Source organism: Aeromonas sp. QDB17, from assembly GCF_027705305.1.
In the GTDB taxonomy this organism is placed as follows: Bacteria; Pseudomonadota; Gammaproteobacteria; order Enterobacterales; family Aeromonadaceae; genus Aeromonas; species Aeromonas caviae.
This window is the reverse complement of the sequence record NZ_JAPDBP010000009.1, coordinates 32,398-49,156: the sequence shown is the minus strand read 5'-3', so window position 1 is coordinate 49,156 and position 16,759 is coordinate 32,398. Positions and strand designations below refer to the sequence as shown.

19 protein-coding genes are annotated in these 16,759 nt (G+C 65.3%); 8 read left to right on the top strand and 11 right to left on the bottom strand.

All coding sequences use genetic code 11. The features are described 5' to 3' along the window. Window positions 1-2: 2 nt before the first annotated feature. A complete protein-coding gene (locus OKC41_RS09510) occupies window positions 3-617 on the bottom strand; it encodes a superoxide dismutase (protein ID WP_201894673.1) in 615 nt (204 codons plus the stop codon). Window positions 618-640: 23 nt separating this feature from the next. Next, complete coding sequence (locus OKC41_RS09505) at window positions 641-1,066, bottom strand: hypothetical protein (RefSeq protein ID WP_029313599.1); 426 nt, start codon at window positions 1,064-1,066, stop codon at window positions 641-643. Window positions 1,067-1,372: 306 nt separating this feature from the next. Between OKC41_RS09505 and OKC41_RS09500 the strand changes: the two genes are divergently transcribed. Further along, window positions 1,373-2,284: a triacylglycerol lipase gene (locus tag OKC41_RS09500; RefSeq protein ID WP_039039783.1), complete on the top strand. Its 912-nt coding sequence runs from the start codon at window positions 1,373-1,375 to the stop codon at window positions 2,282-2,284. Beyond that, on the top strand, window positions 2,281-3,021 hold the full coding sequence (locus OKC41_RS09495; protein WP_201894576.1) for a lipase secretion chaperone: 741 nt from the start codon (window positions 2,281-2,283) through the stop codon (window positions 3,019-3,021). Before OKC41_RS09500 ends, OKC41_RS09495 begins: the two co-directional genes overlap by 4 nt. A 54-nt stretch (window positions 3,022-3,075) precedes the next feature. Here the strand turns inward: OKC41_RS09495 and OKC41_RS09490 are convergent, their stop codons facing one another. The 3 genes from OKC41_RS09490 to sgrR are packed head-to-tail and all read right to left on the bottom strand — an operon-like array spanning window position 3,076 to window position 6,005. Continuing rightward, window positions 3,076-3,789 (bottom strand): hypothetical protein, encoded by a 714-nt coding sequence (locus OKC41_RS09490; protein WP_201894575.1) that lies wholly within the window; start codon window positions 3,787-3,789, stop codon window positions 3,076-3,078. A gap of 30 nt (window positions 3,790-3,819) precedes the next feature. Continuing rightward, window positions 3,820-4,215 carry a thioesterase family protein gene (locus OKC41_RS09485; protein ID WP_052815623.1) on the bottom strand — a complete coding sequence of 132 codons (396 nt, stop codon included), beginning with the start codon at window positions 4,213-4,215 and terminating at the stop codon, window positions 3,820-3,822. Window positions 4,216-4,250: 35 nt separating this feature from the next. Continuing rightward, a complete protein-coding gene (gene sgrR / locus OKC41_RS09480; RefSeq protein WP_201894574.1) occupies window positions 4,251-6,005 on the bottom strand; it encodes an HTH-type transcriptional regulator SgrR in 1,755 nt (584 codons plus the stop codon). 100 nt (window positions 6,006-6,105) lie between these two features. Here sgrR and OKC41_RS09475 point away from each other — a divergent pair, with 100 nt between their 5' ends. The 3 genes from OKC41_RS09475 to OKC41_RS09465 all read left to right on the top strand — a co-directional run bounded on the left by OKC41_RS09475 (window position 6,106) and on the right by OKC41_RS09465 (window position 8,428). Further along, window positions 6,106-6,282 (top strand): hypothetical protein, encoded by a 177-nt coding sequence (locus tag OKC41_RS09475; RefSeq protein ID WP_080767934.1) that lies wholly within the window; start codon window positions 6,106-6,108, stop codon window positions 6,280-6,282. A 139-nt stretch (window positions 6,283-6,421) separates the two neighbouring features. Next, entirely contained in the window at window positions 6,422-7,690 is a 1,269-nt protein-coding gene (locus OKC41_RS09470) for an O-acetylhomoserine aminocarboxypropyltransferase/cysteine synthase family protein (RefSeq protein ID WP_201894573.1), read from the top strand. 108 nt (window positions 7,691-7,798) lie between these two features. Then, complete coding sequence (locus OKC41_RS09465) at window positions 7,799-8,428, top strand: glutathione S-transferase family protein (protein ID WP_201894572.1); 630 nt, start codon at window positions 7,799-7,801, stop codon at window positions 8,426-8,428. A gap of 195 nt (window positions 8,429-8,623) precedes the next feature. Here OKC41_RS09465 and OKC41_RS09460 read toward each other — a convergent pair whose 3' ends face one another. Then, a complete protein-coding gene (locus OKC41_RS09460; protein WP_270671922.1) occupies window positions 8,624-9,799 on the bottom strand; it encodes an iron-containing alcohol dehydrogenase in 1,176 nt (391 codons plus the stop codon). Window positions 9,800-9,985: 186 nt separating this feature from the next. On the opposite strand from OKC41_RS09460, the gene OKC41_RS09455 reads away from it, so the two are divergent. Next, window positions 9,986-10,570 carry a hypothetical protein gene (locus OKC41_RS09455; RefSeq protein ID WP_119197228.1) on the top strand — a complete coding sequence of 195 codons (585 nt, stop codon included), beginning with the start codon at window positions 9,986-9,988 and terminating at the stop codon, window positions 10,568-10,570. Window positions 10,571-10,651: 81 nt separating this feature from the next. Here the strand turns inward: OKC41_RS09455 and OKC41_RS09450 are convergent, their stop codons facing one another. From OKC41_RS09450 to OKC41_RS09435, 4 genes are all read right to left on the bottom strand, one after another. After that, on the bottom strand, window positions 10,652-11,077 hold the full coding sequence (locus OKC41_RS09450; protein WP_029313593.1) for a hypothetical protein: 426 nt from the start codon (window positions 11,075-11,077) through the stop codon (window positions 10,652-10,654). Between the two features lie 225 nt (window positions 11,078-11,302). Further along, on the bottom strand, window positions 11,303-12,049 hold the full coding sequence (locus OKC41_RS09445) for an SDR family oxidoreductase (RefSeq protein ID WP_167825748.1): 747 nt from the start codon (window positions 12,047-12,049) through the stop codon (window positions 11,303-11,305). A 42-nt stretch (window positions 12,050-12,091) separates the two neighbouring features. Beyond that, window positions 12,092-12,328, bottom strand: coding sequence for a DUF3624 domain-containing protein (locus OKC41_RS09440; protein WP_010672722.1), 237 nt, complete (start codon window positions 12,326-12,328; stop codon window positions 12,092-12,094). Continuing rightward, window positions 12,325-12,798 carry a GNAT family N-acetyltransferase gene (locus tag OKC41_RS09435; RefSeq protein ID WP_029313591.1) on the bottom strand — a complete coding sequence of 158 codons (474 nt, stop codon included), beginning with the start codon at window positions 12,796-12,798 and terminating at the stop codon, window positions 12,325-12,327. The genes OKC41_RS09440 and OKC41_RS09435 overlap by 4 nt, the downstream gene beginning before the upstream one ends. A 187-nt stretch (window positions 12,799-12,985) precedes the next feature. On the opposite strand from OKC41_RS09435, the gene OKC41_RS09430 reads away from it, so the two are divergent. Further along, window positions 12,986-14,428 carry a RimK family protein gene (locus tag OKC41_RS09430; protein WP_270671921.1) on the top strand — a complete coding sequence of 481 codons (1,443 nt, stop codon included), beginning with the start codon at window positions 12,986-12,988 and terminating at the stop codon, window positions 14,426-14,428. A 24-nt stretch (window positions 14,429-14,452) separates the two neighbouring features. Then, entirely contained in the window at window positions 14,453-14,983 is a 531-nt protein-coding gene (locus OKC41_RS09425; RefSeq protein ID WP_029313589.1) for an MgtC/SapB family protein, read from the top strand. Window positions 14,984-15,038: 55 nt separating this feature from the next. Here OKC41_RS09425 and OKC41_RS09420 read toward each other — a convergent pair whose 3' ends face one another. Then, window positions 15,039-16,655: an alpha-amylase family protein gene (locus OKC41_RS09420; RefSeq protein WP_201894570.1), complete on the bottom strand. Its 1,617-nt coding sequence runs from the start codon at window positions 16,653-16,655 to the stop codon at window positions 15,039-15,041. Window positions 16,656-16,759: the final 104 nt, after the last annotated feature.

Here is a 16,759-nt window from a genome sequence, read left to right as displayed (position 1 = left end):
CGTCAGGCCAGCGCCGCCACGTAACGCCGTGCCACCTCGTCCCAGTCGATCACGTTGTAAAACGCAGCGATGTAATCGGGACGCTTGTTCTGATACTTGAGGTAGTAGGCATGCTCCCACACATCCAGCCCGAGTATCGGGGTGAGCCCCTCCATCAGGGGGCTGTCCTGGTTCGCGCTGCTCACCACCTGCAACTTGCCGCGCCCATCGACCACCAGCCAGGCCCAGCCGCTGCCAAAACGGCTCAGCGCCGCCTGGGTAAAGGCCTGCTTGAAGGCCTCCAACCCGCCCAGATCCCGCAGGATCGCCGCGGCCAGCTCGCCGTCCGGCTCGCCGCCACCCTGCGGACTCATCACCTGCCAGAACAGGCTGTGGTTGGCGTGACCGCCGCCGTGATTGCGCACCGCCCCCTGAACCTGGGCCGGCAGGCTGTCGATACGGGCAAGCAGCGCCTCCAGCGGCAGAGCAGCCAGCTCCGGCAGATCGGCCAGGGCGGCATTGAGGTTGGTGACATAGGTCTGATGGTGACGGCTGTGATGGATCTCCATGGTCTTTGCATCGATATGGGGTTCCAGTGCGTCATAGGCGTAAGGAAGGGCTGGCAGGGTATGGCTCATGTTCATTGTCTCTCCTGTTGGGCTCAATGCAGTTGATGGGCAGAGCCGGTCTGACACAGACATTGACCCAGGCTGCGCTGGATGCCGTCGTGATGACCGTGTTTGCCCAGAAAGGCGAGCAGCTCGGTACGGGTGCTGCGGGCGTGGCGAACAGCCGCCTCCCGCAGGGCAGCGGAACTGGTGGGGGACTGGCTGGTGGCCAGCAGGCAATCATGGATGTGACACAGCAGGTCGGCGGCCCGATCCGGCAGGGTCATGGCCACCAGCAGATCCGCCAGGTTGTGATGGGCCACCACCAGGGCCGCCACCGCTTCGTCGGCATCATGCCAGTCCGCAAACTGCTGGCGGGCAAGCCACAGCGCCTGCTGATAGCAGTCGAGCGCCCTGGCGTACTCCCCCGCATCGAAATGGCGGTTGCCACTCAGGGTCTGCGCTTTCCAGTGCGCCATGCTGCTGTCCGCTCCGGTGGTACCGACCCACCCCTTCACCCAGGTTCCCGTCATGACTCGATCACTCAAATGATAATAATTATTATTTAACTTATTTAATGAGCAGACACAAGGAATAGTTGGTGCCGCCTTTTTTGCCCATATGGGTAGGGTTTTTCTGCAATCCCCGGTTTAGTGATCCCACCCACAGATACATTTGAGTTCAGCCACCATGCTGCCGGTACTGGCATGAGGCCGGTGGCTGCCCCGGTGACGACCCCCGGTGACGACCAGAATGCAGCCGGTTTTTTCACAAGGACGGTGAAGATGAAAAGATGGCTATTGATGCTGTTGTGCGCCCTGCCCATGCTGGGTCAGGGGGCCGGTTATACCCAGACCCGCTACCCCATAGTGCTGGTGCACGGTCTGTTCGGTTTCGACAAGCTGCTCGGAGTCGATTACTTCTACGGCATCCCCCAGGCCCTGACCCGGGATGGCGCCAAGGTCTACGTGGCCCAGGTCTCCGCCACCCAGAGCTCGGAGCTGCGCGGTGAACAGCTGCTCAAGCAGGTGCAGCAGGTGCTCGCCATCACGGGGGCGGAGAAGGTGAACCTCATCGGCCACTCTCACGGTGGCCCCACCATTCGCTACGTCGCTTCGGTCGCCCCCGAGCTGGTCGCCTCCGCCACCAGCGTGGGCGGGGTCAACCATGGCTCGGAGATCGCCGACCTGGTGCGGGCCAAGGTGACGCCGGGCTCGGCGGCCGAAGGTCTGGCGGTGGCCGCCGCCTCGGCCCTGTCCGGGGTCATCTCGCTGCTCTCCGGGGGCAGCCAGCTGCCGCAGGATCCCCTCGCAGCCCTCGACGCCCTCACCAGCACCGGCGCCCAGCGCTTCAACCAGCGCTATCCGGAAGGGCTGCCGAGCCAGCATTGCGGTGAAGGGCCCATGCAGGCCGCCAACGGGGTCTACTACTTCTCCTGGAGCGGACGCGGCACCATGACCAACATCCTGGATCCGGTGGATCCGGCACTGGCGCTGACCGGCAGCTTCTTCAAGGAGCCCAGTGACGGCCTGGTCGGGGTGTGCAGCAGCCACCTCGGCAAGGTGATCGGCACCCACTACCGCATGAACCATCTGGACGAGGTGAACCAGTCGTTCGGCATTCGCCACCTGTTCGAGACCGACCCGGTCAACCTCTATCGCCAGCACGCCAACCGCCTGCAGAGGCTGGGACTATGAACAGGGCATGGCTGATGGCCGCTCCGCTGGCGGCGGCCCTGCTGCTGGGGGGCTGGCAGTATTGGCCCTCCGCTGACGCAACCGCCCCTTCGCCGCAACATGCCGGGCCCGCTTCCCCTTTGGTCAGGCAGGCTGCACCGCCGTCAGATAAGTCCTCGCTGCAGGCCCGCCATGAAGCCTTTCTCAGGGCCGAGGGCAACCTGACGGTGCCGGCGGATCCGGGCCTGGCCAGCTTGCAGAAGCTGTTCGACGAGCGCGAGCAGTTGCGCAGGCAACGTTTCTCCCCGGCCGAGCAGGAGCAGCTGTTTGCCGAGGACAGGCTGATGGAGCAGTGGACCCTGCGCCGCAAGGCGCTGGCGGAGTCCAGCGATACCGACAAGCCGCTGCTGGCGAGTGAGCTGGAGCTCTGGCTGGCGGAGCAGCCCCAGTGGTTTCGGGAGGCGGAGGCCAACAGCCGCCTGCTCGGCGATCTGCTGGCTCTGGAGCAACTCCCCGCAGCAGGGCGTGACGCCGCACTGCGCGAACAGTTGGGACCGGAGGCGGCAGACCGGTTGCTCCAGCTGGCAGAGAGCCAGCAGGCGTTCGAGCAGCAGCTGGCCGGCTATCTGGCCGAGATCAGGCCCCTGCCTGCCGAGGCCCGGGTCAGCCAGCAGCCAGAGATCCTGGCACGCTGGTTCGAGCCCGGTCAGTGGCGACGGGTGGATGCCCTCACCCGGCTCACCCTGGGCGAGCAGTAACTGGCATGAAAAAGGGGCCCGCAAGTGGGCCCCCATTCTTTGACGCTGCCGCCCTTACTGCGGCTTGTTGGCACCCGGCAGCGGCTGCCAGGTGAGGCGAGTCACCCGGTTGCCCTGCACCTCGCAGGTGAGGCAGAGATCCTGCCACCCCTTCTCCTGGCGCAGGGAAACTTCTCCCTTGATGCCCTCTGCACTCCTCTTGAGTTTGGCCGGCTCGAAGGTCACCTTGTCACCTCCGGCAAGCGCCATCAGCTTGCCATTGCAGAGCCACTGGGCGAGCTCGGCCCCCTTGAGCTTGACGCCCCCCTTGTCAGCCTTCTCCTCGGCGGTGCTCGGTGCAAACAACCCGCCCAGCTCGGCCGCCCGTCTGGTCAGCCAGGCTTCCCGCTGCTGCATGCTCATCTTGCTGACAAACTCCGCAGGCTGCCCCTTGTCGTCCAGCCATTGGGTCAGCTTGCCACTGTCATCGAAGGCGAACTGAGCGGCGGGCTCCTTCACCCCGAACAGCTTGCCGCCCTTGAAGTAGTAACGGCTCTCCCCTTCCTGTTTGCCCTGCTCGTTCAGGATGGGCACGGCGATGATGACGGGCGTGCCGTCGACCCAGGCCTTGATGTCAACGCCATCGTGGCTGAACAAGCGGGTATCGAGGGCGCTGTCGGCCCCCTTCTCCATCAGGGTGAACTGCTCGGCCAGGGAGGCGGCTAATGAAGGCAGGGAGCAGAGTCCCAGTCCCAAGCCGAGGCTCAGGGCGATCGCGGTTGTGCGCATAAGTGTCCTGTGGTGGGCCCGAAGGCCGGATTAACTCTCTACCAGCCAGGTCCTCAGTCCCTCCCGGTGAGCCTCGCTCAAAGGGATGGACTGCCGGGTCCGGTAGTCAAAATGGATCAGGGTCGTCTCGGCGGTCACCGCCAGCTCGCCGCCCTGCCAGGCTTCCTGCCAGAGCGTGAAGGAGCTGGTACCGATACGCCGCACGCCGGTCTTGATCGACACCATCTGGCCATAGAACAGCTCCCGTTTGAATTGCACCGTGTAGCCCGCGATGATCAGATGCCAGTCATGCACATCCAACTCGGGGGAGAAGAGGCGAAACAGGGGATCACGGGCCGATTCGAACCAGACCGCCGGCACCGTGTTGTTGATGTGGCCGAGGGCGTCCGTCTCTTGAAAACGGGGTTGGATCTGCATTTCCAGCATGGATGTCGACTCCTTGTCGTAGGACCGCGCACAGGCTAGCGCGCCAACCCGTCCGACTCAAGCGTCCCTGCCTGGGGGTGAGAGCCACCGCCGGTTTCCGGCTCCTGCGCCACCTGCTCGGGCTTTAACCAGGCGCTGCGAAAATCGAACCAGCCAAGGGCCGTCATGCGCACACCGTGCACGCCGACCCGGCTCTCCAGCTCCAGCCAGTGGTGAAACAGCGGCACGAACCAGCTCTGGCGCTGCACCTCGGCCAGCAGGGCGCGGGGGCCGGGCTCTTCACCATGGGCGCGCCACTGCGTCAATCCCTGCCACAGGGCCTGCTGGCCGCCCCACACCCGGCGCAGCAAGGGGGTGCCCTGAAGCCAGGCGTAAGGGGCGAAGGCGTGCTCATGTTCCAGGTTGAGGGTGCCGAACCAGAGATCCACATCTTCATCCTCCCCGCTCACCCAGCGCCCGTAGTCCAGGGTACGCACCTCGAGCTGGATCCCCTGCTCTGCCAGCAGGCTGCTCATGGCGCTGGCGCACTCGTTGAACTCCAGATGCTGGTTGAAGCAGGCCAGTACCAGCCGCGCTGGCAGGCTGACCGGGCCGGGCTCGGGAAGAGGCAGGCTCTCGCGCCAGTGGGGCAGGAGGCCCAATGCGCTGGTCCAGCCCCGCTGCAGTTCGGGTGCCACCCGGGCCATCAGGGCGATGGGGTTGAGCAGCCGGGTCAGCCACTGGCGCAGGGCCGGGTCCTGCAGGGGGGCCGATCTGTCGTCCTGCAGCAGGAAGTAGCAGCCGGATTCCAGTTCGGACTCCCCGCGCATGGAACCAAGCTCCGGGGTGTCGCTGCCCAGCCTGACGTGGCTCTCCAGCCGCTCCGCCAGCTCCGGCAGCATCCAGATGTCGATCTCGTCGAGCAGGGCCCGCAGCCCGAAGTAGTCGTCAAATGCTTCGAGGCACAGGTGCAGGGGGTCGTTGGCGCTCACCCGATAGGGGCCGGTGCCCACCGGCTGCAGGGCGAAATTCGCCTCCCCCTTGAGCTCCCGCGGCAGGATGGCCGCCACCGGCTCGGCCAGCAGGTGCGGCAGCAGAGGATCCGGGCTGTCGAGATGGATGTCCAGGGTGCGCGGCCAGCGGCTCTCCAGCCGTGCCAGATGGGCGAACAGCGGGCGATCCCGCAAGGCCTGCAGGCTCTCCATCACATCCTCCACCACCAGTTCGCGGCCATGGTGAAAGCGCACCACGGGGCGCAGATAGAAGCGCCAGTGACAGGGGGCCAGACACTCCCAGTAGTGGGCGAGATCCCCCTCTATTTCCCCATTTTCCTCGTTTCGCCGGGTCAGACCGTTGAAGATCTGGCGGCTCAGGTGAACTTCGGAGCGGCGCAAGGGCGCGGTGGGCAGCAGACCGGGCAGGGGCCGGTAGTAGGGCACCCTCAGGATCTGGCGCCCCTCCCGGGTGGCCTGGCCGAGCTGCTCGATAAGCAGCGGAGTGAGCAGATCCAGGCGATCTTCGGCCAGCCGCACCGCCTGCGCCAGCTGGCCCTGACTCAGCAGATCCCGCAATCGGCGCCGGGTCAGGCTCTCCTGGTTGTCGAGCAGGGTGAGGCGGGAGCGCCGCCCCCGCCCAGCCTCCGCCGTCCAGCACAGCCAGCCCTGCCCTTCCATGCGGCGCAGCAGCAGGCGGGCATTGCGGGGGGTGCAGCAGAGCAGATCCGCCACCTCGGCGAGGCTGATCTCCCGCTCGTCGCAGCCAAGCTGCTGGGCGAGCCGTTGAAATTGCTGATAAAGGCGGCTAGTAGGCATAAAAGAGGAAATCCATTGGCTGAAAGTCATCAGTTTTTACTTCCGCATTTTAGCTCAATACTGCTGGCGAACGTGAGAACCACAGCACAGGAGCACCATCATGAGCCATGCCACCCCCCTCAAACCGAACCGGATCCAGCAAACCCTCCGTCGCTACTTCCTGAGGATCCTGCCCCGCCCTCTGACGCTGGTCGAAGATCCCATGGTGCAGCTCAACCGCCTGATGCAGTGGGATATGCACCAGATAGACGACAGGGAGTATCGCCGCCGTCTCTGAGGTTGCCGTCACCGACGCCATCCGGTCACCCCCATCCCCCGGCATTGCTTTGCCGGAATGGGTGGTTTACATCGGCGCCAGGACTGCTAGATTGGACGTCTATCCATCCATAATGGTGACATCCAACAAGGAGTGTGTGATGAAAGATGCGACCCTGGCCCTGCACCACGGCTTTTCCAGCGACCCCACCACCAAGGCGGTGGCCGTGCCCATCTACCAGACGGTGGCCTACGAGTTCGAGAGCGCCCAGCACGGGGCGGATCTGTTCAATCTGGCGGTGCCAGGCAACATCTACACCCGCATCATGAACCCCACCAACGATGTGCTGGAACAACGGATGGCCGCCCTTGAAGGGGGGATCGCCGCCCTGGTGGTCTCGGCAGGTTCCGCCGCCATCACCTACGCCATCCAGGCGCTGACCGCCGCCGGTGACAACATCGTCTCCACCCCCCAGCTCTATGGCGGCACCTACACCCTGTTCGCCCACATGCTGCCAAGTTTCGGGGTCGAGGTGCGCTTCGCCAAGGATGACAGCGCCGAGGCCATCGCCGCCCTCATCGACGACAAGACCAAGGCGGTCTATTGCGAGAGCATCGGCAACCCGGCGGGCAACATCGTCGATATCGCCGCCCTGGCCAAGGCCGCCCACGCCCGCGGCGTGCCGCTCATCGTCGACAACACGGTCGCCACTCCGGTCTTGTGCAAACCCATCGAACACGGCGCCGACATCGTGGTGCACAGCCTGACCAAATATGTCGGCGGCCACGGCAACTCCCTGGGGGGCGTCATCGTCGACTCGGGCAAGTTCCCCTGGGCGGATCACGCCGAGCGCTTCCCCCAGCTGACCCAACCCGAGCCTTCTTATCACGGGGTGGTCTACACCGAGGCCTTCGGCCCGGCGGCCTTCATCGGCCGGGTGCGCACCGTGCCGCTGCGCAATACCGGGGCGGCGCTGGCGCCGATGAACGCCTTCCTGCTGCTGCAAGGGCTGGAAACCCTGAGCCTGCGCATGGAGCGCCACGTGGACAACGCTCTGCGGGTGGCCCACCACCTCAAGCACCACCCCAAGGTGGCCTGGGTCAGCTACGCCGGTCTGCCGGGTCACCCCCACTACCCGCTGGCGGAGAAGTACATGGCCGGTCGCCCCTCGGCCATCCTCTCCTTCGGTCTGAAGGAGGGCTACGAGGCGGGCGTGCGCTTCTACGATGCCCTCAAGATCTTCAAGCGGCTGGTCAACATCGGCGACGCCAAGTCCCTGGCCTGCCACCCCGCCTCCACCACCCATCGCCAGTTGAGCGAAGAGGAGCAGGCCAAGGCTGGAGTGAAACCTGAGATGATCCGGCTGTCGGTGGGGATCGAAGCCATCGAGGACATACTGGCGGACCTGGATCAGGCGCTGGAGGCCTGAGTCAATCGACGAAGGAGCGGGCACCACGCCCGCTCTTTTTCATCCATCAGTGAACCTGCTGCCGGGGCGCTGCGTATCACCGCCTTCCGTCACTGCGTCGAGGTTTCCATGATAGTCCTGCACCACCTGAACAAATCCCGCTCCCAGCGCATCATCTGGCTGCTTGAAGAGCTGGGCCTGCCCTACCAGATCAAGGCCTACCAGCGCGATGCCGCCACCTTTCTGGCGCCGCCAGAGCTCAAGGCCGTCCACCCCCTCGGCAAGTCGCCGGTCATCGAGTTTGACGGCCGGGTGCTGGCGGAATCCGGTGCCATCACAGAGTACCTGATCGCCCGCCACGCCCCGGACCGGCTCGCACCGGCCGCCGACAGCCCGGAGTATCCCGAATACCTGCAGTGGCTCCACTTCGCCGAGAGCTCCGGCATTCTGCCGCTGCTACTCGACATGTTCGTGCGCAAGGATGGCAGCCCGATGCGCTTCCTGCCGGACTACGCCAAAGCCGAGTGCGCCAAGGTGCTGGGTTATCTCGATGAGGTGCTGGCAAACCGCCGTTACCTGGTGGCCGATCGCCTCACCGGCGCCGACATCCTGAACTCCTTCCTGGTGGATCTGCTGGCCCAGAGCGGCCAGCTGGCCCAGTTCCCGCACCTTGAGGCCTACTGGCAGCGACTCAACACTCATCCGGCACGCCAGAAGGCGGCGGCGCTGGAGCGCGAGCTGGACCGCAGCGCCGGATAAACGGCTGTGCGCCCGGCGACACCCTGCAAAACGCCCCGATGATCGGGGCGTTCTCTTTTCCGTTGGTCAGCCGGTGATCAGAGGGCGAGGGAAAGGATCCGCGCCACTATGGTTGCCAGGATGACTTACAGCGCGTGGGAGAGGATCCTGGCCGCACTTATTGTCCAGATCGCCCCTTGGCCAAGGGACTCAGGCCTAGAGGGCGCGAGAGAGGATCCGCGCTACCTTGTCGGGATCAATGTCCTGCTGCTCCCCGAGGGCGGTCAGGCCGAACAGCTTGAGGTTGGAACAGATCCCCGGGATGCAGCGCGCATCCAGACCATAGTCGGCGAGGCGGGTACCCACCCCCATCTGCTGGAAGAACTGCTCGGTACGGATGATCGCCTCCTCAATGCGCAGTGCCTTGTCCTCCCGGCTGGAGTGCCATACTCGCTCGGCGAACTGGGCCAGCTTCTCCTGCTTCTGGGCCGCTTGCTCCCGCAGCAGGGAGGGCAGCACCACCGCCAGACTCTGGGCATGATCCAGCCCGTGCAGGGCGGTGAGCTGGTGACCGATGGCGTGGGTGGACCAGTCCTGGGGCACACCGCGACCGATGAGGCCGTTGAGGGCCAGGCTGGCAGCCCACATCAGGTTGGCACGTACCTGGTAGTTGGTGGGCTCCGCCAGCGCCCGCGGACCGTTGTCCACCAGCACCTGCAGCAGCCCTTCCGCCAGCCGATCCTGCACCTCGCCCCCCACCGGGAAGGTGAGGTACTGCTCGAGGATGTGGACGAAGGCATCCACCACGCCATTGCCCACCTGGCGCGGCGGCAGGCTGTAGGTGGTGGCGGGATCCAGCACCGCAAACACCGGTTGCACCAGCGGATTGTAGAAGGAGAGCTTGGCCTCCCCCCGGCTCACCACGGCGGCGGGGTTGCTCTCCGAACCGGTGGCCGGCAGGGTCAGCACACAGCCGAGCGGCAGCGCTGCCTTGATGGGGGCCTTGTCCCGCAGGATCTCCCAGGGATCGTCCCCCTCGAAGCAGGCCGCGGCGGCCACGAACTTGGTGCCATCCACCACGGAGCCGCCACCCACCGCCAGCAGGAAGTCGATGCGCTCGCGCTTGACCAGAGCCACCGCCTCCATCAGCTGATCGTACTGGGGGTTGGCGCCGATGCCGGGAAACTCCAGCCACTCCCGGCCCGCCAGCGCCTGGGTCAACTGCTCATAGACCCCGTTCTGCTTGATGCTGCCACCCCCGTAGAACACCAGCAGACGGCTGCCGGCCGGGATCAGTTCGGGCAGAATGGCTATCTGGCCTTCACCAAAGCAGATGCGGGTGGGATTGGCATATTGGAAGTTGTACACGGCAGAGCCCTCGGTTGATTGCATGCCGGGGAATTGTGCGCCTGCCGTGCCATCAGGTCAAAAAACGGGATCCTGTCGTCAAAAATACGATGCCAGCTTGCCGATGCCGGGCGCTCCTGCCCGGCTTTGCTATGGTGATAGCGGGAAGACGCGCTCGTCGCCCCCTCAAGCCCCTCCCGGGGTCCCTTTCCCACTCACTGGGTCTCTATCATGAAACTGAAGCACGCCTGGATTGCGGGTGCCCTCACCCTCTGTGCCCCTCCCCTGCTCTATGCCGCCGAGGTCACCACCCATGTGGCCGTGGCCCCCGGACAAGCCAGTCTGGCCGAAGAACTGACGGCCAGGGCAACCGTCACCGCCATCGACCTGGCCACCCGCAAGGTCAGCCTGAAAAATGCTGAAGGGCAGACCCTGGATCTGATCGCCGGGGAGGAGGTGACCAACCTTCCCCAGCTCAAGGTGGGAGATGTCGTGGCCTTGAGATATCTGCAACTGCTGGACCTGACCCTGCTCAAGGGCACCGCCGGGGTGAGAAAACGGGTGGTGGAAGTGGAAGGGGGCAAGGCGGCCGCCGGGGAGAAACCCGCAGCCGGCGCCGGCATGCAGGTAACCATCTATGCCGACGTCATCGACGTGGACAAGGCGCACCAGACCATCCGGGTCAAGGGGGTCGACCACACCCTGACCCTCAAGGTGCAGGATCCGGCCCAGTTTGCCCTCATCGCCCAGGGGGACCAGATCAAGGCCGTGCAGACCACCGCCATCGCCATCGGCATCACCCCCCAGAGTCCCTGAGCCCTGACCACGGCCTGCCAGCCCCGTGGCAAGGGGGCAACCCCTTGCCTTTAACGCCAAAAGATTGCCGTTTGAATCACATCATGCCTGGGAGGCGGATTTGCCGGTGAGGCGATCCATGGCCTCCTTGAGCATGGCATCGCGCTGCGCGGCCAGGTCCTTGCTCTGCGTTTCGCGCTCCTCGGCAGAGAGCGTCTTGTCATCCGCTATCCCCTTGAGCTGACGCTCGAGATCGTCAAATTTTTTGCGATCAAAGCCCAGGGCCTTGTCCACCATCTGCTGCACCCGCGCATCCTTGACGCCACCGGTCAGGACTGTGTTCTTGCCGTTCCTGGCCAGATGCTCGTAGGTCAACGCCTGCTGCGCCTTGCCGGTCAGCACCTGACTGGAGAGGCTGACCTGCTGAGACCAGCCGCTCTGCTTGTCGTCGCTGTCGCTGAGGGTCGCCAGGGCACGGTTCTGGGACGCGCTCTGGGCGAGTTGATGACCATAGGGTTTGATATCCATGAAGGCTCCACGCTCACTGCCGGCCTCGCCGGCTCCGGGGATGGTTTCCCCGCCATGGGCCTAAGACAGCAAAATGCAGGCCAACTTGAGTACCCCCCTCTTTCGACGGTTCAGCACGGGGTCACAGCACGCCTCCTTCTGCATTCCATGACGAGTGCGACCAGACCCATCAAAAAAAGGCGCCCGAAGGCGCCTCTTGTGGACAGAAGTCGGCTCGTCATGACATCAGCGACGGCTGATGTGGAGCGGGCCGAAGGTCTGGGCCACCGGCATGATCTCGATGCTGTTGATGTTGACGTGGGCGGGCTGCTCGCTGATCCAGAGTACGGTATTGGCGATGTCTTCCGGCAGGATGGCCTGCACCCCCTGATAGACGGTGGCCGCCTTGGCGTCGTCACCGTGGAAGCGCACGTTGGAGAACTCGGTGCCGCCACACAGGCCGGGCTCCACGTTGGTGACACGCACCGCCGTGCCCGCCAGATCCGCACGCAGGTTGAGGCTGAACTGCTTCACGAACGCCTTGGTCGCGCCGTAGACGTTGCCGCCCGGATAGGGATAGGTCCCTGCGATGGAGCCGATGTTGATGACGTGGCCGCGGTTGCGCGTAACCATGCCCGGCAGCAGCAACCGGGTGATCAGGGTCAAGCCGCTGATGTTGGTTGCGATCATCTGCTCCCAGTCTTCCAGATCCGCCTTGTGGGCAGGCTCCAGCCCCAGAGCCAGGCCGGCGTTGTTCACCAGCAGGTCCACCTGTTGCCATTCGGTCGGCAGCCCCTCGATGGCGGCGCGGGTGGCAGCCTTGTCCTGGACGTCGAACACCAGAGGCAGGAACTGCTCGCCCAGCTCCTCGGCCAGGGCGGCCAGCCGTTCGGCGCGGCGCCCGGTGCCGATCACCCGGTGGCCAGCGCTCACCAGCAGGCGACTGATGGCCTCACCAAAGCCGGACGAGGCGCCTGTTACCATTGCAATCATGTGAACCTCCATTGTTATTTGTCTTCTTGAAAAATCAGCACGTTATATGTCGTGTTTGCCCAGCTTTCGCCATGCGAAGACCGCCAGATGCAGCAGGAAGAGACCCGAGCCCCCCAGCGCAAACAGCAGGCCGGTCAGGGCGTTGACCGAGGTATCGGCGCCGCACCACCACCAGACCAGCCAGCCGACGACCCCGATGAGAAAGGTCTGGGCGGCGCAGACCGCGCAGCGCCCGAGCTTGGCCCTGATGGCCGTAGCCAGGCAATCCTCGCAACTCATGATGGCGCCTGCCGCTCATCCCCCAGCGCCAGCACCAGGCGGTGGGCATGCTGGCCGGGCCCGTAATAATCGGGCAGCCGTACCCTGGGGCGAAACCCCAGCACCTGATAGAGGGTCCTGGCTTCTGGGTTGGCGTCGGCGACCTCGAGGCGAATCGCCCCCCAGCCGGCCTCGCGCCCTTCCCGGATCACCTGCTCCAGCAGACGGCGTGCCCACCCCTGACGGCGGACGGTCCAGCGGATGGCGAGGGTCTGGATGATGAGACGATCCCAGCCTTTGTGCTCCAGCACGCTCAAATAGCCCATCACCTGCGCCTTCTCGTCTTGCAGCAGCAGGGTGCGCCCCTTGGCCTGATTGAGCAGATAGTGCCAGCGGCTGCGGCCGAAGGCGACCTCGGGGGGAAAACAGTAGCGTTCCAGCTTCACGATGGCGCCCAAATCATCGGCTCGGGCGGCGCGCACGGTCAACACGGGGAGTCCTTGTTCGGTTATTTATCCTCAGCACCAGAAATGCGACTTGTATCACAAGTTACCAAGGCAGAATATTAGGCACTGTAACCTCTTGTTTCCCCTCGCGCCATTATCGTGCTTGTCGGTGCATCGAAGCCCACTGGGGATCCTGCCGTTTCTGGCAGTCCTTTCTGTGGAGCCTGAAAATATGAGTACCTATGTCATCGTCGAGGAGCCGGGCGACTGGCCCTGCCATGCCGACTATCTGCTGACCGCCCGCACCTACCTGCAACACGGTCTGCCCACCACAGGGGGGCGTCCGCGCATCATCAACCTCTGCCGCAGCCTGGAACACCTGGGGGCCGGTTATTACTGCTCCCTGCTGGCCCAGGCCCGCGGCCACCACTGCCTGTCCGGATTGCAGGCCATCAGCCGGCTGCAGCCCCAGCAGCCTCCCGCCAAGCTGTGGCGCAAATTGCAGGGCTGGCTGGCCCAGCAGAGCGAAGACAGGATCCGGGTGCGCGCCATCTTCGGCCAGTGCGAACAGAGCGAGCTGGCGGGGCTCGCCCGCTATTACTACGGCCTGAGCCAGTTGCCGCTGCAGGAGCTGACCCTCAAGCGCGGTCGCCACGGCTGGTCGGTGCGCCAGCAGGAGAGCCTGTCACCGCTGGCGCTGAGCCCGAGCGAGAAGGCGCTGATGGTGCAGCACGCCCAGGCGCTGGTGGGCACGGGGGACGAGGAGCAGACGGCGCCACGCTACCAGCTCGCCATCCTGGTCGACCCCAACGACGGCCGCGCCAGCAGCGATGCTCTGGCGCTGGAGCGTTTCATCAAGGCGGCCGCTGCCCAGGGGATCCAGGCCGAGATCCTGCCCCCCTCGGCCATCGAGCGGTTGCCGGAGTTCGACACCCTCTGGCTGCGCGCCGAGACCGCGGTCGGCCACTACACCTTCGAGTTTGCCCGCCGTGCCGAGCAGCTCAAGATGCCGGTCATCGACAGTTCCCGTGCCATCCTCGCCTGCAGCAACAAGCTCTATCTCTACGAGCTGATGGTGCGCAGCGGCGTGCCCATGCCCCCCACCACCGTCGTGACCCGCCGCGGTCGCCAGCATGTGGACGAACTGGTGCAGCGCCTCGGTCTGCCGCTGATGGTGAAGATCCCCGACGGCGCCCAGGGGCGCGACCTCGCCATGGCCAGCGATGATATCCAGCTCGCCCGCCTGCTGGACGAGGGGCTGGCCCGCTCCGCCCTGCTGCTGGTCCAGAGCCGGATCCCTGCCGAGTTCGACTGGCGCATCGGCTTTCTCGACGGCTCGCCGCTGTTCGCCTGCCGCCGTTACCGACCCGAACCCGGCAACCGCATCCGTCGCCGCAAACACCCCCTCGACATGAGCCGCATCGAGGCGCTGCCCCTCAGCGACGTGCCGGAGCGGGTGCTGCAAACCGCCCGCCGCGCCGTGCACCAGCTCGGCAACGGCCTGTTCGGGGTGGATCTGCGCCAGCAGGGTCAGGGCTGCGTGTTGCTGGAAATCATCGACAACCCCTGGATACGTGGCGATATTGAAGACAGGGAGGCAAAGGACCTCTACGAGCGCCTCGCCCGGGCCTTCCGCCAGCGGCTGGAGAACCGGGGGCAGAGCGCGACAGGATAACAAGCATCGCGAGCAGAGGTGGATATGATGACAATGCAGTGGTGGGACATCGCGCCCCTTGGCTGGGAGAACATCCTGGTCTGTCTGGTGTGTGGCACCCTGGTGGGGCTGGAGCGGCAGCTTCGCGGCAAGCCGGTGGGGATCCGCACCTCTTCCCTCATCGTGCTCGGCACCTACTGTTTTCTCGCCATAGGCGCCGCCGTCAGTCCTCAGGGCGCCGATCAGGCGCGGGTGCTGGGTCAGCTCATCACCGGGGTCGGCTTTCTCGGGGCCGGGGTCATGATGACCCGGGATGGTCAGGTGCTGGGGGTGACTTCCGCCGCCGCCATCTGGATGCTGGCCGCCCTCGGCGCCCTCATCGGCATGGACATGCTGCATCAGGCGCTGCTGCTCACCGTCGTCACCCTCTCCATCCTGGTGGGGGTGGACTACCTGGAAGCCAGCTTCAAGAGCCTGCGCCGCGGGGTGCACAATCGGCTGGAACACTGGCGCCACGGGGCCGAGTCCTCGGTCACTTCCCGCCGGGACGATCTGGGCAGCGGCATCGAGAAGTAAGCCGCCACCATGAAAAAGGGCTCCATTATGGAGCCCTTTTTGTTGCCCGCCTCCCTCAGCGCACCAGCAGGAAGCGGCCGGTGAGGGGCGGCAAGTCCACCGTCACGCTGCTGCCACCGATGGCCAGGTTCTCGCCGCTCTGCAGATCCACCAGGGCGCTGCCGCTGCGCAGCTTGCCGACCGGCACGGCGTAGCTCTGGGGCGTGGTGGAGATGTTGAGCAGGTAGACTACTTGCTCGCCCGCCGTCTGCTTGATGTCGCCATAGACGCTCCCCTCGGCCACCAGCTTGACCCGCTCCCCTTGATAGAGGGCGGGGTGGGCGGCGCGCAGGGCCAGCAGGTCGCTCAGCCACTGCTTGAGCTCGGCCTGCTCGCTGCTCGGCACGAAGCCGGTGACACCGGGGACCTTGCCATCACTGCGGGCCACGTGATCATCGCAGAGCCCCTGGGCCGCACAGTCGCCCCCCACCTGACTGGCAAAGCCAGGCACCTCGTCGCCAAACTCCTCGCCATAGTAGAAGGTAATGGGACCTGAGCGGGCGGCCATGAAGCTGAAGGCCGCCTTGTGGCGCTGCCAGTAGTCCGCCCCATTGAAGTTGCCCCGCTCCAGCAGATCGCCGAAGCGCACCAGATCGTGGTTGCCCAGCATCAGGTTCGGCATGGCATGGTTGGGGTAGTTTTCCACCTTGTTCCAGCTGGCATCGAGCACGCTGGCCCCCTGCCCGCCCTTGCCGGACTCTTCCACCGCCAGCGCCTGTACCAGGCCGTAGCGCAGGGGGAAGTCGAACGCCGAGGAGAGCGCCGGGTTGTCGCTCGGCCCATAGGCCTGGGCGCGGATCTCGTCGGCGCCCTTCCACACTTCCCCCACCATGTAGCCGAGGGTGCCCCACTGCTGGCCGGCGGCCTTGCGCGCCGCGCTGGCCCGCGCCACCTCGCTGCGAATGGCGCGCCAGTCATCCAGCCCCAACTGATAAGCCTGATCGAGGCGCCAGCCGTCGATGCCGTACTGCTCGACCCAGTAACGGGCCACCTCCTTGAAGTAGGCCAGACTCTCGGGCTGGCCGTAATCCACCAGTTGGCCCGGGTAGCCTGCGCCGCCGCTCTTGAGGGCAGGCAGCCGCCCCTCTGGTGAAGGCTTGCTCACCCCCACCTTGTTGACGTGGCCGAACACCCCGTCGAGGAAGACATAGAGCCCGCGCTGGTGCGCCCCGTCCACCAGTTGCTTGAGCTGGGCGTTGCTGCCGAAGTTGGGATCCACGTTGAAGAAGTCGCAGGCGAAGTAGCCGGTGGCATCGAGCTTGTCGTCACCGCCTTGCCCCGCGCAGGAGTCGAACACCGGGGTCAGCCAGATGGCGTTGACGTTGAGGCTCTTGATGTGGTCCAGGCTGTCGATGATCCCCTGCAGATCGCCGTTGTGCCGGGAGGGGCCGTAGCCGACGCCGTAGTTGGCGCTGCCGTCGCCGTCAACGAAGGACTCCACCATCACCTGGTAGGTGCGCAGGTTGCAGGCTGGCTGATCATTGCCGTAGCAGGCGCGGCTGGCCGACGCGGGGGGTGGATTGACCACCGGAGGCTGGGGGTCACTGCTGCCACCGCCTCCCCCGCTGCCGCAAGCCGTCAGTAACAGGGCGGCCCCGATGAGGCCGCCACGACGCAACGTTCCTTGTTTCATTGTTATGTTCCCGCTGTGGTGGATGGGCGCCCAAAGCGCCGCACTGGGGTCATGATAACGACCTGACCGACGCGGGTCTGTGACTGAAAACGTTACCTGACTCA

Coding starts and splice junctions, on each gene's coding strand:
- OKC41_RS09450 (WP_029313593.1), bottom strand. CDS start 11,077: ATGGATATCAAACCCTATGGTCATCAACTCGCCCAGAGCGCGTCCCAG.
- OKC41_RS09430 (WP_270671921.1), top strand. CDS start 12,986: ATGAGTACCTATGTCATCGTCGAGGAGCCGGGCGACTGGCCCTGCCAT.
- OKC41_RS09460 (WP_270671922.1), bottom strand. CDS start 9,799: ATGCAATCAACCGAGGGCTCTGCCGTGTACAACTTCCAATATGCCAAT.
- OKC41_RS09455 (WP_119197228.1), top strand. CDS start 9,986: ATGAAACTGAAGCACGCCTGGATTGCGGGTGCCCTCACCCTCTGTGCC.
- OKC41_RS09495 (WP_201894576.1), top strand. CDS start 2,281: ATGAACAGGGCATGGCTGATGGCCGCTCCGCTGGCGGCGGCCCTGCTG.
- OKC41_RS09490 (WP_201894575.1), bottom strand. CDS start 3,789: ATGCGCACAACCGCGATCGCCCTGAGCCTCGGCTTGGGACTGGGACTC.
- OKC41_RS09510 (WP_201894673.1), bottom strand. CDS start 617: ATGAGCCATACCCTGCCAGCCCTTCCTTACGCCTATGACGCACTGGAA.
- OKC41_RS09485 (WP_052815623.1), bottom strand. CDS start 4,215: ATGCTGGAAATGCAGATCCAACCCCGTTTTCAAGAGACGGACGCCCTC.
- OKC41_RS09420 (WP_201894570.1), bottom strand. CDS start 16,655: ATGAAACAAGGAACGTTGCGTCGTGGCGGCCTCATCGGGGCCGCCCTG.
- OKC41_RS09470 (WP_201894573.1), top strand. CDS start 6,422: ATGAAAGATGCGACCCTGGCCCTGCACCACGGCTTTTCCAGCGACCCC.
- OKC41_RS09445 (WP_167825748.1), bottom strand. CDS start 12,049: ATGATTGCAATGGTAACAGGCGCCTCGTCCGGCTTTGGTGAGGCCATC.
- OKC41_RS09425 (WP_029313589.1), top strand. CDS start 14,453: ATGATGACAATGCAGTGGTGGGACATCGCGCCCCTTGGCTGGGAGAAC.
- OKC41_RS09505 (WP_029313599.1), bottom strand. CDS start 1,066: ATGGCGCACTGGAAAGCGCAGACCCTGAGTGGCAACCGCCATTTCGAT.
- OKC41_RS09500 (WP_039039783.1), top strand. CDS start 1,373: ATGAAAAGATGGCTATTGATGCTGTTGTGCGCCCTGCCCATGCTGGGT.
- OKC41_RS09440 (WP_010672722.1), bottom strand. CDS start 12,328: ATGAGTTGCGAGGATTGCCTGGCTACGGCCATCAGGGCCAAGCTCGGG.
- OKC41_RS09475 (WP_080767934.1), top strand. CDS start 6,106: ATGAGCCATGCCACCCCCCTCAAACCGAACCGGATCCAGCAAACCCTC.
- OKC41_RS09465 (WP_201894572.1), top strand. CDS start 7,799: ATGATAGTCCTGCACCACCTGAACAAATCCCGCTCCCAGCGCATCATC.
- sgrR (WP_201894574.1), bottom strand. CDS start 6,005: ATGCCTACTAGCCGCCTTTATCAGCAATTTCAACGGCTCGCCCAGCAG.